Annotated in this window: 18 protein-coding genes; 10 read left to right on the top strand and 8 right to left on the bottom strand. The window is 40.9% G+C overall.

Annotation, left to right across the window (positions count from 1 at the left end; translation table 11 throughout):
* Nucleotides 1-146 precede the first annotated feature (146 nt).
* Both DP114_RS12080 and DP114_RS12085 read left to right on the top strand, forming a co-directional pair.
* On the top strand, nt 147-713 hold the full coding sequence (locus DP114_RS12080; RefSeq protein WP_169264574.1) for a pentapeptide repeat-containing protein: 567 nt from the start codon (nt 147-149) through the stop codon (nt 711-713).
* Nucleotides 714-962: 249 nt separating this feature from the next.
* Complete coding sequence (locus DP114_RS12085) at nt 963-2144, top strand: M20 family metallopeptidase (protein ID WP_171976186.1); 1182 nt, start codon at nt 963-965, stop codon at nt 2142-2144.
* A gap of 109 nt (nt 2145-2253) precedes the next feature.
* Here DP114_RS12085 and DP114_RS12090 read toward each other — a convergent pair whose 3' ends face one another.
* Nucleotides 2254-3303: a hemerythrin domain-containing protein gene (locus tag DP114_RS12090; protein WP_171976187.1), complete on the bottom strand. Its 1050-nt coding sequence runs from the start codon at nt 3301-3303 to the stop codon at nt 2254-2256.
* 262 nt (nt 3304-3565) lie between these two features.
* Here DP114_RS12090 and DP114_RS12095 point away from each other — a divergent pair, with 262 nt between their 5' ends.
* The 4 genes from DP114_RS12095 to DP114_RS12110 all read left to right on the top strand — a co-directional run bounded on the left by DP114_RS12095 (nt 3566) and on the right by DP114_RS12110 (nt 5517).
* Entirely contained in the window at nt 3566-4306 is a 741-nt protein-coding gene (locus tag DP114_RS12095; protein WP_171976188.1) for an LmeA family phospholipid-binding protein, read from the top strand.
* Between the two features lie 29 nt (nt 4307-4335).
* Nucleotides 4336-4878 carry a DUF2231 domain-containing protein gene (locus DP114_RS12100; protein WP_169264578.1) on the top strand — a complete coding sequence of 181 codons (543 nt, stop codon included), beginning with the start codon at nt 4336-4338 and terminating at the stop codon, nt 4876-4878.
* 123 nt (nt 4879-5001) lie between these two features.
* Nucleotides 5002-5184 carry a hypothetical protein gene (locus DP114_RS34895; RefSeq protein ID WP_246163136.1) on the top strand — a complete coding sequence of 61 codons (183 nt, stop codon included), beginning with the start codon at nt 5002-5004 and terminating at the stop codon, nt 5182-5184.
* Nucleotides 5185-5292: 108 nt separating this feature from the next.
* Entirely contained in the window at nt 5293-5517 is a 225-nt protein-coding gene (locus DP114_RS12110; protein ID WP_048869566.1) for a DUF167 domain-containing protein, read from the top strand.
* 81 nt (nt 5518-5598) lie between these two features.
* Here the strand turns inward: DP114_RS12110 and DP114_RS12115 are convergent, their stop codons facing one another.
* Nucleotides 5599-6219: a glutathione S-transferase family protein gene (locus DP114_RS12115; protein WP_169264579.1), complete on the bottom strand. Its 621-nt coding sequence runs from the start codon at nt 6217-6219 to the stop codon at nt 5599-5601.
* Nucleotides 6220-6421: 202 nt separating this feature from the next.
* On the opposite strand from DP114_RS12115, the gene DP114_RS12120 reads away from it, so the two are divergent.
* The 4 genes from DP114_RS12120 to DP114_RS12135 all read left to right on the top strand — a co-directional run bounded on the left by DP114_RS12120 (nt 6422) and on the right by DP114_RS12135 (nt 9348).
* Nucleotides 6422-7090 carry an SOS response-associated peptidase gene (locus DP114_RS12120; protein ID WP_169264580.1) on the top strand — a complete coding sequence of 223 codons (669 nt, stop codon included), beginning with the start codon at nt 6422-6424 and terminating at the stop codon, nt 7088-7090.
* A 109-nt stretch (nt 7091-7199) separates the two neighbouring features.
* Nucleotides 7200-7721, top strand: coding sequence for a photosystem I assembly protein Ycf3 (locus tag DP114_RS12125; protein ID WP_169264581.1), 522 nt, complete (start codon nt 7200-7202; stop codon nt 7719-7721).
* 215 nt (nt 7722-7936) lie between these two features.
* Nucleotides 7937-8227, top strand: coding sequence for an Asp-tRNA(Asn)/Glu-tRNA(Gln) amidotransferase subunit GatC (gene gatC, locus DP114_RS12130; RefSeq protein ID WP_171976189.1), 291 nt, complete (start codon nt 7937-7939; stop codon nt 8225-8227).
* Between the two features lie 140 nt (nt 8228-8367).
* Nucleotides 8368-9348, top strand: coding sequence for a glutathione S-transferase family protein (locus tag DP114_RS12135; protein WP_171976190.1), 981 nt, complete (start codon nt 8368-8370; stop codon nt 9346-9348).
* A gap of 347 nt (nt 9349-9695) precedes the next feature.
* Here the strand turns inward: DP114_RS12135 and DP114_RS12140 are convergent, their stop codons facing one another.
* The 6 genes from DP114_RS12140 to DP114_RS12160 form a co-directional block, all read right to left on the bottom strand.
* Nucleotides 9696-10325: a pentapeptide repeat-containing protein gene (locus DP114_RS12140; protein WP_171976191.1), complete on the bottom strand. Its 630-nt coding sequence runs from the start codon at nt 10323-10325 to the stop codon at nt 9696-9698.
* A 245-nt stretch (nt 10326-10570) separates the two neighbouring features.
* The gene (locus DP114_RS12145; protein WP_169264585.1) at nt 10571-10858 is read right to left on the bottom strand and encodes a hypothetical protein; all 288 of its coding nucleotides are present in this window, start codon (nt 10856-10858) and stop codon (nt 10571-10573) included.
* 388 nt (nt 10859-11246) lie between these two features.
* Nucleotides 11247-11921, bottom strand: a complete 675-nt coding sequence (locus tag DP114_RS12150; RefSeq protein ID WP_169264586.1) for a cadmium resistance transporter — start codon at nt 11919-11921, stop codon at nt 11247-11249.
* A gap of 809 nt (nt 11922-12730) precedes the next feature.
* Nucleotides 12731-13339: a hypothetical protein gene (locus tag DP114_RS12155; RefSeq protein WP_169264587.1), complete on the bottom strand. Its 609-nt coding sequence runs from the start codon at nt 13337-13339 to the stop codon at nt 12731-12733.
* A 461-nt stretch (nt 13340-13800) separates the two neighbouring features.
* A complete protein-coding gene (locus DP114_RS34385; protein WP_211178817.1) occupies nt 13801-14097 on the bottom strand; it encodes a hypothetical protein in 297 nt (98 codons plus the stop codon).
* Entirely contained in the window at nt 14094-14846 is a 753-nt protein-coding gene (locus DP114_RS12160; RefSeq protein WP_216669932.1) for a transposase, read from the bottom strand. The genes DP114_RS34385 and DP114_RS12160 overlap by 4 nt, the downstream gene beginning before the upstream one ends.
* Nucleotides 14847-14957: the final 111 nt, after the last annotated feature.

The raw sequence follows: 14957 nt of genomic DNA on the forward strand, positions 1-14957 counted from the left end.
GTACAGTCTTATCGCAAGAATTTACTGAATTTTTACAACATCTTTACTAGTTCTTTATTCTCGCTATTTCTTGAACTAGTCTTATATATAAGTGTAGCATTACATCTACTGCCCAAACTTTCTAAATTGAGTCTATCTGTAAAAATATGAACATTAAAATTGTCATGAGTACGGTTCTGTTTACTTTTTTTGGGTTGACAGCACAAGCCTTCGCACTCAACGAGCAAGACTTGGAAGTTTTGAAAACAACAAATACTTGTCCTCGTTGTGATTTAAGTGGTGCTGATTTATCTCAAGCTAGATTAAGTGGAGCCAATTTACGAGAAGCAAACTTGAAAGGTGCCAATTTATCTCAGGCAAACTTGACAAATGCAGATCTCACAGGCGCAAATCTAGACACCGCAGTCTTAACCTCTGCAAACCTCTCGAATGCTTCCTTAACTGGTGCGAGTCTCAAATCAGCATCTCTGAACAATACCGATTTGAGTTCTGCTGGATTCATCGGTGCCAATTTAGAAGCTGCCAATCTCACAGGAGCTAAACGACAGTATACAAACTTTCGAGGCGCAAATTTCAGTTTGACCACAATGCCCACAGGCTATGTCACTTCTAACAAAAATTATGGCTGGTCACTACAGCGTCCAGCTCAACAACTTGAATGTGATAAGTTCAAAAACCAAAAGGTTCCTGGTACAACTTGTCGCGGTGAGTAATACCGTTTCACTTTAAAGTTAGAACATGGTGGGCAAGTGGGGAAGTAGGGGAAGTAGGGGAAGTAGGGGAAGTAGGGGAAGTAGGAGGAGTCAAATGTATCAGGATTTTTGTCAAAGGGTATCACTCCCCCACTCTCCCTATCTGTTCCACTTCCTGACTTTCAAAATATATGGAAGTTCAATCAGCATTTAGTTAACATTTCTTTATCATGAGAAAAATGACAAAACACTGTGTAACTTAATTCACCAATGCTCACTCTTATTAAAGACTTGGCAATCAAACTGGCACCTCGCTTAATTGAGATTCGCCGTCACATCCACTCTCACCCAGAACTTAGTGGTCAAGAACAGCAAACATCTGCTTTTGTTTCTGGTGTTTTATCTTCTAATGGTCTTCACGTAAAAGAGCGGGTGGGTAAAACTGGCGTTGTTGCAGAACTGCAAGGTACTGGCAAAGATGAGCGTCTATTGGCAATTCGCACTGATATGGATGCGTTACCAATTACAGAACGCGCTTGTCTAGAGTTCGCCTCTCGCTCACTAGGTATTATGCACGCTTGTGGTCACGATGTCCACACGACAGTCGGCTTAGGAACGGCAATGGTACTGTCTCAAATAGCAGAGGAGTTACCGGGTGGAATACGGTTCTTATTTCAGCCAGCAGAAGAAATAGCCCAGGGCGCTAGTTGGATGATAGACGATGGCGTAATGAACCAGGTTTCAAATATACTTAGCCTTCATGTTTTCCCTTCGATACCCGCAGGTTCGATTGGTGTGCGTTACGGCGCGTTAACGGCAGCTGCTGATACTTTAGAGATTATCATTATCGGTGAATCCGGACATGGTGCTCGTCCTCATGAGGCGGTAGATGCTATCTGGATTGCTTCCCAAGTCATAACTACACTGCAACAAGCAATTAGCCGAACCCAGAATCCTTTACGTCCTGTCGTGTTAAGCATAGGGCAGATTAACGGTGGTAGAGCGCCAAATGTGATTGCTGATAAAGTGCAGTTGTTGGGAACAGTCCGTTCTCTCCATCCCGAAACCCGTGCCAATCTTCCAAATTGGATTGAAAAAATTGTCGCTAACGTATGTGAGCCGTACGGTGCAAAATATCAGGTAGATTATCGCCAAGGCGTGCCTAGCGTGCAAAACGATTATTCCCTAACGCAGTTGACGCAATTAGCAGCAGAAGAAGCATGGGGTAGCGATCGCGTTCAAGTCTTACCCGAACCTTCTCTTGGTGCTGAAGATTTTTCTGTTTATTTAGAACACGCTCCTGGTAGTATGTTTCGCTTGGGTGTGGGCTTCAAAGATAGGCTGATTAATTACCCGTTGCACCATCCACTCTTTGAGGTGAATGAATCTGCCATTATTACTGGAGTTGTCACGATGGCGTATACAGCCTACAAATACTGGCACCAAACTTGATAAACTTAGATATCCAAAGAAAAACTCCCAGCATCTACCGTGTTGGGAGTCGCTATTCTAGCAAAACTAACCGCAAGATGCAAATATTTGCGTCTTGTGGTTCCAGAAACTACTTAGCGCCGACTACGCCCAATTTCTTTTGAATCTCAGTCTTAGCGGCTTTGAATTCTGTAGCCAGTTGCTCGCTTTGTTCAGTGCTCAAGTTGTTGCGAATCGCAGCAAACATCGAGCTTTCTTCTTGACGCATGTGGTCGCCAACAACGTCCATAAGCTGTTTGATTTGACCTTTGAATTGCTCCATGTTAGAAGGGTTGATACCCTTGATTTGCTCTAACATCTTCTTCATTTGCGCTTGCTCGTCGTACAGTTCTTGAGTGTCGTTCTGACCGTAGAAAGGACGGACTCTCGGGTAGACGACTTGTTCTTCAGCTTCAGCGTGAGCACTCAAATCCTTGTAGATTTGACCAAAGTACTCTTGAATCTTTTGGGGATCTTGGCTTGCCAAAAGTTCAGTGAACAAGGTGTTAACCTTGCCGTGATCCAGGCGGATAGCATCCTGGATGTTCAGATCCTTCTTGTCAGTGTTTTGGGTAACAGCACTACCTAAAACGCCACCGACTGCAGCCATAGCGTCTTGAACGCGTGCCCAAATTCCTTGATCAGCATCTTGTCCCGTCAGTTCACGAACACCCAAAACTTCTAGAACACCTTTGAGTTGCTCTTGGTGAGCGCGGTTCTCAAAGTTAATTGTATTCAGAGGTCCAATTGCCAGTAACACGTCAGCACCAACTTTTTGTGCTGCCTTGTGAACTGTCAAACCGGTCATAACTTGCTGGTGCTTGAGCAATTCATGCTGAAATACTTTCTCGTACAGGCTCAGCTTAGAGCCTTGCTGCAATTGACGAACCTTTTCAATCATTTCTGTAATGGTTTTTTTTGGCTCGGCTTGGATGCCATACTGACCGATAACAGTTTCCAAAACGCCCAGATTTTTTCTGTCATCTTCGAGAAAGTCCCGGAGGCGCTTAGCGATTTCTTGGTCACTGACTTGTTTGATAAGCTGTTCTTCATTTTCAATAATCAACTGTTGAAGTGCTTTCAGATCTGCCAGTTGAATCGCAATAGCAGAACGCTTGGTATCATCTAGTGTTGCAACCATTTTCTGGTATCCCCTCAGGATCAAGTTTTTCGTGTTATTTACTCTCTCAAAGTGACACAGCTATCAAGAAGGTTCCATCTTTCTTTTGACCGATAGCTCATAAACCCTGGGTAGAAAAAGGAGAAGAAAACTTAATAAGTTTTTATGTTCTACTTTGAGATAGATAATTGTTTTTTTTATCCTCATTCGGCAGATAGATTAATTTTTAATATTAATTTTCTAGATTTACGCAAGAAAAGTCAAAAAAGGATATCAATTCAGAATGCCGGATAATCAGGGGTTAGGGGAGCAGGCACTGAACAAAGCTGTAGAAATCGCGTTATCTAGCCAGTTAGATAAAGTAGAATATCTCGATGTAGATGTCAAAACAGACCCACTGAAAGTGGTTCAAGGAGAGGTTGATTCAGTTTCAATAGAAGGCAAAGGATTGGTAATGCAAAAAGACCTCCGAGCGGAGGAGTTGAAAATGCAAACGGGTAGCATTGCCATTAATCCTTTAAGTGCAGCTTTTGGTAAGATTGAACTGACAAAACCAACGCAAGCAAGTACACAAGTTGTTTTGCTCGAAAACGATATCAACCGTGCCTTCAACTCAGAATATATCCGTTCACAGTTGCAAAGCCAGAAAATTCACGTCAACGGGCAGTTAACAACAATTATTCCTCAACACGTGGATTTTCATTTACCTGGTAATAATAAAGTCGAATTAAGCGCTTCTATTCTATTAAAAGAAACGAATGAAACTCATCAAGTAGCTTTCTCCGCAGTACCGAAAGTGAGTGCGAATGGAGAAACAGTTTCTCTAGAAAATGTTGAGTATGGTGATACACAGGAAATCTCACCAGAGTTGACAAAAGCTTTGATAGATGCAACAAGCGAAATTTTGAATCTGAGTAACTTTGATTTACAAGGAATAACTCTACGAGTTAAACAACTTGAAGTGGAAACAGCTAAACTGATACTGCAAGCTGAAGCTCACGTGGAGCAAATTCCCTCCGCATAAAATTAGGATCCTTAAGGAGAGTAAAAATTATGGAAACTACAGAAAGAAGTTCGACACCGTTCCCAAATCTGCCACCAGTTATTGAGAGTGATGATAGAGAGTATCACGATACTGGTGTACCTAGCACTGTTGCGATCGCAGGGCATCCCTTACACCCCCTCAGTGTCGTCTTTCCCATAGCCTTTTTAGCCGGCGCTTTGGGTAGCGACTTCGGCTACTGGTTAACTCATGATTTCTTTTGGGCAAAAGCTTCGCTGTGGTTAATCGGACTGGGATTGCTTGGAGGCGTTTTAGCAGCGCTGATCGGCATAAGCGACTTTTTGCAAATTGAACGAGTCCGCAAGCGTTCTGCTGGCTGGGCGCACCTGATTCTTAATGTAGTGCTTCTAGTGTTGAGCGCCGTTAACTTCATTCTGCGTCTCGGCAACCCTGAGTCAGCAATATTACCTTGGGGACTCTTAATCTCACTTGTTGTCGGTACGCTGACGAGTGCTTCTGGCTGGTTCGGTGCTGAACTATCCTATCGCCACAAAATTGGTGTGGTAGGTCCTGGTAGCAGAAGATATCCGTAACAAGATTTTAGATTTCACAAATCCCAACCCAAAAAGCTTTGGTGCAAGGACAAAAATCTTTGTTAGTTCCTGGTTGCGAAAATGCTATCAAAACCAACTTAAATCTTTTATATCATCGTCTGTATGCTCATCGTTGTAACGATGGGCTTTTTCTTTAAGTACTACACTGGTCCTGCTCATGAGTGGTTTAATGATCGTACTTTAAAGGATCTGGTGATCCCTACGTCTACACGTAACACGCCAGATGTTGGGCTGTCGGGAAACTTGCCCACGACACTGGGGACTCAGTTTTCGCCCTTGGTTTAAATCCAAGGGCGGAAACTGTCTTTAATTTTGAATTTTGAATTTTGAATTGTTAAGTGTTGGGTAGTGTTTTAGGTTGGTTGTGGTTGCGTCAATTACATCGTAAAGGTTATGCAAAAAAAAGTTAAAGTTAAACCTAATTCAAAAATTCAAAAGATTGAGGAAGAAGCTGATGGTAGTCTTAAAGTGCATCTCAAATCCCCTCCTGTAGATGGCAAGGCTAATGAAGAGTTAATTAAACTACTAGCGGAAAAATTTGATGTATCAAAATCGCATATCAAAATTAAGTCTGGTTTATCTTCTCGGCAAAAGCTGATTGAGATTGATACAGATTAGACTATCTTAAAGAAGAATTCACCAAGCCAGAATTCAGGAATTGCTGAATTCTGGCTTTTCTTTCAATTATGTCTAGCTAAACTAATGCTTTAACTCTTCTGTAATACTAATATAGGCAGGTTGTGCTTTCACTCTTTCTATCCAATCTTGGATAGCAGGAAATTGTGTCAAGTCAAACCCACCTTCATCAGCAACATGAGTGTAAGCAAACAAGCTAATATCAGCAATTGTATAACGCTCTCCTACAAAATAAGCGTGGTTGGATAAGTGTTTTTCCATCACCCTAAGAGCTACGTAACCAGGTTCACGTTTTTGCTCTATAACTTCACGGTATTCCTGAGCCTTATTTAAAATAGAAATCCAAAATCTCGGTGTAGCAATATAAGGCTCATGGCTATATTGTTCAAAGAACAACCATTGCAGTACTTGGGCTTTAAAAAAGGGATCATATGGTAAAAACTCTGTTCCTTCACTCAGATAAATCATAATGGCATTTGATTCAGCTAAATATTTCCCTGGTTCAACTTCCAAAACGGGAATTTTTCCGTTGGAATTTTTACCTAAGAATTCTGCCGTTCGAGACTCACCTTTAGTGATATCAACCTCTATCCTCTCAAATGGCATGCCAATTTGCGTCAATAAAAGACGAATCTTGTAACCATTGCCAGAGGGTAAAAAATCATACAAACGCAGGTTTTTCATGCCAAAAAGTTGAGATGAAATGGTTAATGAGTTATGCCGTACAAATACAGCATATTATCGAAATATACAAATAAATATGCTAAAATTGTTTGATGTATAGCATTTTAGTACGAAACACAATTCTCTGATTAATAAATAATAAAAGTAATATTTGTTGCAGGATTTCGACGTTGTAATCTTAATAAGCGATAGAAGAAAAACTATGTGTGGAAGATTTACTTTAATCCAAACAGCAGAAGCATTATACAAAACCTTCCATGTAGAAAAACTTCCTGATTTAGAGCCGCAATATAACATTGCTCCTACGCAAATGGTGGGAGTAGTCTTGTATAATCAAGAAAGCGAACAACGTGAATTTCAGAAGTTACGTTGGGGTTTAATTCCCTCTTGGTCAAAAGATTTAGGAATCGGAGTCAAGCTGATCAACGCTAGGGCAGAAACAGTAGCAGAAAAACCAGCTTTCCGCTCTGCATTCAAGCACCGTCGCTGTTTGGTAGTAGCAGACGGCTTTTACGAGTGGCAGTTTCAAGAAAATCAAAAACAGCCCTATTATTTTCGTCTACAACAAGGAAAACCCTTTGGCTTTGCAGGGTTGTGGGAGCAATGGCAATCGCCCGAAGGTGAGGAAATCACATCGTGTACAATTTTGACCACAGAGGCAAACGAATTAGTGCAGCCGATTCATCAGCGTATGCCAGTTATTCTTCAACAGCAGGATTACGATGTATGGTTAAATCCAGAAGTACAAACACGTGAGGCGCTACAACAACTGCTGCACCCCTACCCATCTGAAGCGATGACTGCTTACCCAGTCAGCAAAGTTGTCAACAGCCCTAAGCAAAATATTTCAGATTGTATTAAGCCTTTGTAACTGTTCATGAGGTACTAATCAGTTACATTAACTTGTAGTGAGTGCAAAGAGCGCTCCTCAAGTACCCAGTCATCGTCATGATTGCGGCAAACCTATCACATAAGTTGTTATGCCAAGAACCCAGAAAAACGATAACTTTGTTGACAAAAGCTTTACAGTCATGGCAGATCTGATCCTCAAGCTTCTGCCAACTAATAAAAAAGCTAAAGAAGCCTTTGTTTATTACCGAGATGGAATGTCCGCTCAGTCGGAAGGAGAATACGCTGAAGCCTTGGACAACTATAGAGAGGCTTTAGAACTTGAAGAAGACACCAACGACCGAAGCTATATCCTCTATAACATGGGTTTGATACACGCCAGCAACGGCGAACATGACAAAGCTCTAGAGTTGTATCATCAAGCACTGGAATTTAATCCACGCTTACCCCAAGCTTTAAACAACATCGCTGTTATTTACCACTATAAAGGGGAAAAGGCGAAAGAAGCAGGAGACGAAGACGGGGGAGAAGCACTGTTTGACAAAGCGGCTGATTACTGGATTAGAGCTATTCGCCAAGCTCCGAATAACTACATCGAAGCTCAAAACTGGTTAAAGACCAGTGGACGCTCCCAAATTGACGTATTCTTTTAATAATTTGTCGTTAGTCGTTTGTCATGATACTAATGACTAATGACCCTTCGGGGAGAACCTCCGGTTCCGCTAGCCCCTAAGGGGCAAAGCTCGCCGGGGGGATACTCCCCCCGGCAGACTTTGGCGCTGCGCAAACGCTAACGCCAGAAGCCTGGCTGTCGGGAAACCCTCCCGCAGCACTGGTCTCACTAATGACTCATGACTAATGACTAACCATGATTGACCGTGAACAAGTTCATAAAGTAGCTCATCTTGCACGTTTAGAGTTGACGCCTGAAGAAGAAGAGAAATTCACAACTCAGTTGGGAACTATTCTTGACTATTTTGAACAACTGAGTGAATTGGATGTGAATAATGTGCCACCAACATTACGAGCAATTGATGTGAAGAATGTGACGCGGGCAGACGATTTACAACCTTATCCCAACCGCGAAGATATTCTTGAGAGTGCGCCGGAACAAGAAGGCGACTTTTTCAAGGTACCTAAAATCCTGAATGAGCAATAGTTAGGATTTATTGGTTAGTAGTTATGAGTTAGTCATTGTTAGTAATAATTTACAATGCTGTTAGTAGTTCTATCTAAAGACGCTTAGGCAATTGTTGATTATTAGATATAACTAGTAACGACTAACTACTAACTAAACTTATGGGCTTGGGAATCCTCAAGGATGGTAAGTGGGTAAGCGATCGCCAGCAAGAAGACTCACAAGGTAAATTTCTCCGTCCTTCAACAACTTTCCGGAACCAGATTACAGCAGATGGCTCCAGCGAATTTAAAGCAGAACCAGGGCGCTATCACTTGTACATTTCCTGGGCGTGTCCTTGGGCACACCGCACTGCTATTATGCGCCAATTGAAAGGGTTGCAAGATGTCATCAGCATGTCCGTGGTAGCGGCAGAAATTCATGATAACAGCTGGGAATTTTCTGATGAACCGGGGAGCATTCCTGATACAGTCAATGGAACTGAGTATCTCTGGCAAGTTTATCTCAAAGCTGATCCCAACTACAGCGGACGGGTAACAGTCCCGATTTTATGGGACACACAAACTGGGACAATAGTCAATAACGAATCCCGCGAAATTATACGGATGTTAGATACAGAGTTTAATGTCTTCGCCAAACAAGATGTAAACTTTTATCCAGAACATTTACAAAAAGTTATTGACAAGACAATTGATGCAATTTACCAGCCGATAAATAATGGTGTTTACCGCGCGGGATTTGCCACGACACAATCAGCTTATGATGAAGCGGTAACCGAACTTTTTGATGCTCTTGATCACTGGGAGCAAGTGTTAGGAAAGCAACGCTATCTTTGTGGTGAACAAATCACTGAGGCGGACTGGTGTATGTTTACAACTCTGTTTCGCTTTGATGCGGTTTACTATGTCCATTTCAAATGTAACTTACGTCGGATTGTAGATTATTCCAATCTGTGGAATTATCTCAAAGACCTTTATCAACAGCCAGGAGTTAAAGAAACTTGTAACCTGGATCACATCAAACGACATTATTACAAAAGTCATCCCAACGTAAACCCAACTGGAATTGTACCGAAAGGACCAATCATTGATTTTGATGCACCGCATAACCGGGATCAACTGCGTGCGGCTATGGAAGTTTAGCGAGAACCGCCATATCTTAGGATTGCTCTAGTAATTATATTTGATTTGTGAGAATTGAAAGCGACAGATCCCCGACTTCGTAAAAGTTGTCGGGGATCTTGTTTATGATGAATATTTAGGATTGCGATATTTGGCACCTAAGTGATAATACAGACAATACTACTTCAGTAAGGAAGATGTCAGTATGGTTGATTTTGGGGCGATTGGAGTGGGGGTACTCAAAATCTAGAAACCCGGTAACTTCTGCGAAACCGGGTTTCTGACATCACGCATGTCTCTATCCTATTCTGTGTTAAGAGTTCCCTATCCCCTTACCTCCACCCATAACTTTAATTTTGCCTAACCACTTATTTACTGAAACTGATATTGAGTTGCGATCCTGGGGGTAAGAATGCATCTTCTAAATCAGCCCCTAGTAAGTTTGCTCCTTCTATATTTGCTGTTGTAAGATTTGTCTTTTGTAAATCAGCTTTTTGTAGATTTGCCCCTTGCAAATTTGCTCCTTGCAAGTTAGCCCCCTCTAAATCTGCATCATATAGGTTTGCTCCTTGGAAATTTACTCCTTGCAAATTTGCTTTGCTGAAATCTACTCCTTGCAAATTAGCTGTTTGTAGATTTGTTCCCTGTAAATTCGCCTTTTCTAATTCTGCTTCTTGTAAGTTTGCACCTTCCAAATTAGCTCCCAGCAGATTTACTCTCTCTAGTTGTGCTTCAAATAAATTACATCCAACACATTCATTGGTTGTTAATAAACGTCTGACATTTGCTGCTACAGGATCTACAAACCATGTTGTTGGAGGTGTGGCGGGAGTTGGAGATACTACGGGAGCAGGTAGTGATTCTGTAGGTACAACAGGTAGTGTTTCTGATTGAGCAAAAGCACTGGGCTGATTAAACAGAGATAATCCCGCGATCAGCACAATAAATACAGCAGTCACAATCCAGGAAGTTAATGTTTTTGAATTTTGTTTGTTCATTAGTTTATTCCTCTCGTTCTTGGTAATCTTTTTTTATCTGCTTTTAGTTCACCTTGATTTCAAGATAGAACCAATCAAACTCTAAAAGCAAATATTATTATTTTTCCTAACAATAGATAAAAGTGATGATTGACTTTTAGTCTGAAATTCCCCCGTGCATTTATACTAAAAACGCTCAGAACCTTTACTGTATAATAAATACAGACGTTTGGGTAAGTAATCTATTAGATTTTTCAAACAACCTTTTAGCGATTTTCCAGTTTGTCTCGATTCACCCAACGATTGACGAACTCGTTGTTGCGTTTCCGCACTCTAACTTGTACCTTCTTTGAGCCTAGCTTAACTACTTCGCCAGGAATTCTCTGAATATTATCAGAGCCAGTACGAGCTTTATAAAGCCAAACAACTTTTTGACCTACTAAGTAGTCAGGCTGTTTACTAAAATGCGGTGTTTCGTCTGCCCAGGAGGGGTAAGCAACTACTAAATTGATTGAAAGTATTAAGACTAATAAAGCGATTTGGAGAAGTTTCATAGTCATTATATTTGTATTAGGGCATTCAATACCCAATTTATTGCACTTGGACTAAATTTCCTTATCTCATCTTCAAAGCAAGCTGTAACTCTAGTTTGTTTGGATTCATTTAAAATCAACTTTGAAGCTTGTTTAAAACTTGGCTTTTCTCCCGAATCTATTAATCAAGTTCTAGGGAGATGTAGCCAGAAGTTAGAACTAATCAGTAGTGGAGGTAGAAGAGCACTTTTTTCTACACTGAACGAAGGTAGCAAGTTTCTAATTAAAACGCGAACTGCAGCAAAGCAGCAGCGCTGAGTCCCAAGGGGACAGGCTTACGCGTATCTCCTACGGAGACGCTGCGCGAACGCCCTTGGCGTGCGCTTGCGCTTACGCTATCGCTCAACATTTAATTAAAAAGCATTGCTAGGCTGGGAACAAGTTGAAATGTTCCACTTTTCATCATTATCGAGAATCCCAGCCAAATTAACACAAATGGAAAGACTTTTCGACCATAGCGAGCCATAAGTGGAGCCATGAGCGGATTACGAGTCATATGGTAAGAGAGAAAGCACCACACCCCAACAGTCAAATAGCAAACACACAAAATCACTCCTAAGCTTGGCAGATTGGTAGTAGCAAACAACGGTACATAAATACCAATGTTATTTCCTCCATTAGCAATAGTGACTGCCGAAACACGGTAAGTTTGAGGTTCGCGTAGAGTTCCAAAAAATGATTTTTTCTGACGTCTGAATTTTACTGAATGACCAAAATTAACTGACACATCTTGGATTGTATCTGCATCATTATCTCGACTCATTAAATGACTGATACCAATGATAATTGGCAAGATGCCTAGCAATCCAATCCAAGCTTCTGGAAGAAATAAACCACCAAAAAAACCAGGGAGACTAGCAAATATTAAAGCAGTAAATCCAACAAATTCACCCAGAATAATATGCTTAGGACGAAAGGTGTTATTGACTTTTCCAAAAAAAGCTGTCAAGTAGATATTGTCGTCAAAGGTAGTTGCACAAGCGGTAGAGATACCAATAATTAACGTAGCAATTAGCCAACTCATAGTTATTGTTCACAAAGGTTCAAATTTATTTCTCTAATCCTTACTCTGCTTATAGAAATGATGGCAGTTTAGGGGATTATTCAATCGTTTTTTCTTTCGAGGCGATTACTATTAATCACATTTGAGATTTTTTTCTTAACAACTTAGCTTGTTCTCAATATTATGGTTTTACCCAAATAAGAGCAAATATTCTTTTTTTTGAAAACAATAAACAAAATTTATTAAATATACAGCAGAATAGAGGCGTCAGTCGTCAGAAGTCAGAAGTAAAAAGGGCTTAGAGTCTGGCTTTTAGCTCTTAGTGTTGTACTTGATTTACTTGCAATGTGCTGTAATTATTAAATCAAGATTAAGAAAACAAGATAATTATCAAAATAGCCGCAAATAAAACGCATAAAAATGAGTCATAGACTAGCTATCTCTGACCTAAGAGCGTGATTTATAAACTAGATTCAGCACAAATACAACCGTGCAAATGGGAGAATAATTGTAATTATGAAAGTTACCTGACGATTAGTGTCTCCGACTCCAAACCATCAACACCGATTATGCAGAATCGCGAAAAGCATCTCTAGACTCTGCGATTAAACATAAACCAATTATGTCAATCCATGTGTTGCCATCATTTATTTATTAGTATTATAAATTTATTTAAAAAAATGATTTTTATGAAAATAGGGCTAGAATTCTGGTTTTCTTCAACCTACATTTAATAGCGAAAGTTATATCAGTCCCAGTCCTATTTAATCTACAGATAAAATTAACTCAATATCTATCTGACTAACGAACGCTGTTACAACAATTTAAAATTAGTCATTTTCTGCAGCAGTCAATGTATTGGGAATACGAGAATCAAGAAAAGCTTGCGATACATTTGGAATAAACCAGTCGGTTTCACCAGGCTTAACAATTTTGGCATTGGGGAGATTTAATTCCAATTCCGAAGTATCTGGGTTTTTCTTGACTAAAAGTTGTGTACCATCCATAATCTTGACAGCAACAGCACCAGTTTTATCCAATCCTGTAACTTTCACATCAGCGGGAAGATAAACACCCTGACAATCCCATTGATCAGGTGTCGTTTGTTTATTTGCCAAGAAGTAAAGTTGATTGCTGTTACCAGACTCTTCGCTACCAGTACCGTAGATTGCTAGGTTACCGCCACTCTCATTACGACATTGTCCCCAAGCTGTCCCTGACTCTATGGCTGCTTTTTGAAACTCTAATTCATCAATTTGACGTTGTACATCTGCAGGGATCGTACCTTCAGCACTTTTCTTCAGTTCTTGAATGGTTTTTGTGACTTCGATGTAATCGGGGTTCTTGCTAAACTTGGGTCTATCTGCCCAGGAAGGCTGGGCTAAAGTTAAGTTAACAAACAGAACTGCGATCGCAAGTGCAATTTTCAGAAGTTTCATGATTTTTCTCCTTTGATAACTAGAGATTTTTTGGCAAACTTTCAGGCAGACTAAGTAATAAAGATTTAGATGAGGCTGTGTTCACAGGAGAATTTATTGTCTGCTGTTTTTTTTGTCTGAGTGCGTTGGCAACTTTAGTTTTACTTTAAGTTTTCTCACTGAGATGATCAAACGTAATTTTTTTTTGAAACAATAATTAGAAGTAATGGAAGCCAACACTTTGAACGCAACTTATTTTCTTTCCCCTACAACGCCAGATGCCTGGCTGTCGGGAAACCCGCCCACGGTGAGACAGCGCGCATGAGGACGGTCTGCGCTCTCGGGCGCGACTGCGTTCGGCAAAGCCCGTGCCGGAGGCATACCCAAAGGGCACTGGCTCCCCTACACCCCCAATACGGTTCGGATAAGCACCCGGACAGAAACCCGGTTTCTACGCCTTAACCGAACTGTATTGCCATAACTCACATCTTGCACCTGGAAATATGAATGTCAAAACCACAACTACGTGCGAGGGGAGCTAAGCGTTCAATATCAAGTAAAAGAAGAGACACGACTATTTGGGTAAAAATTGATTCTAAGGCAGTTTGTGCAGCCTGACCCCAATCAGGTGGTGATCCAGACTGAATATGAAGATAAGTCCAATGAGCAATGAGGTAGGCAGTCAGAGAAAGAATCAGCCAGCGATACATGCCAAGGAGAGAACCCTGTCCAAAACGGTGCAAACCAAAACGTTCGCGAAGCGTGACCCTTTGGGTCATTGCTTTGCGGTTTTAAACCATCCCTCAATTTGCCAACGACGCTTACCCCACCACTTGAGAGTAGAAGCTTTAATGGGACGAGTAGACAAGACAAAACGTTTTTCAAGCTTGCCCTTATCGCGCTTTAAGTAATACCAAGATACGGTAACGGGAAACTTTAAACCAACCAAACGGACTTGTTGTCCCTGTTTGTGTAAATGTCTTAAAACTCTTCCATCAACTAATTTACGGTTAATAGCCACACCTGTAACCGCATGATATTTCAACTTGCGTACACCATGAAGAAATTCCACGCTCCCAAAAGCCGTATCAACCAAAATATTCACCCGAAAGCGTTCAGTTAAAGATTTAGGTAAACGCTTAACTAACCTGAGTCCTAGTTGAGCGGGTGAAGGTGTACCCTTACCTCTCCAAACACGGAAGTTCCAAGGTATGCGCCACTTTCCGACAACTAAATAAACTACTACTATATGCAGACCACGTTTACCGTTATAAACTCTTATTAAATCCTCAAAGTTTTTAAATTTACCCCGTTTTTCAAGAGTCGTTAGGTCAATGATAACCTGTAAAAATGGTTTACGTCCTTTCCCTTCTGCTGAAAAAACCTTTAAGCTCGTCTCTAATACATGGTTACGAACAATACGAATCATATCCCTTGTTGACCAAGGATTGATATTTAAAAACCGACTCAATGCACTCGGAGATTTGGTTTGAGAGTGTTCAGGTAAGGGATGCCCTTGCGCTTCCAAAAATCATCCCAGCATTGCATCAAGATTATCTTTTTGGTATTGCGTCGGCATTAACTCTTTGAGATTGTATACTAGCTTTTGGGCGTAGGTAAGCATTGTTCTTGCTATAAA

Source organism: Brasilonema sennae CENA114 (assembly GCF_006968745.1).
GTDB lineage: Bacteria > Cyanobacteriota > Cyanobacteriia > Cyanobacteriales > Nostocaceae > Brasilonema > Brasilonema sennae.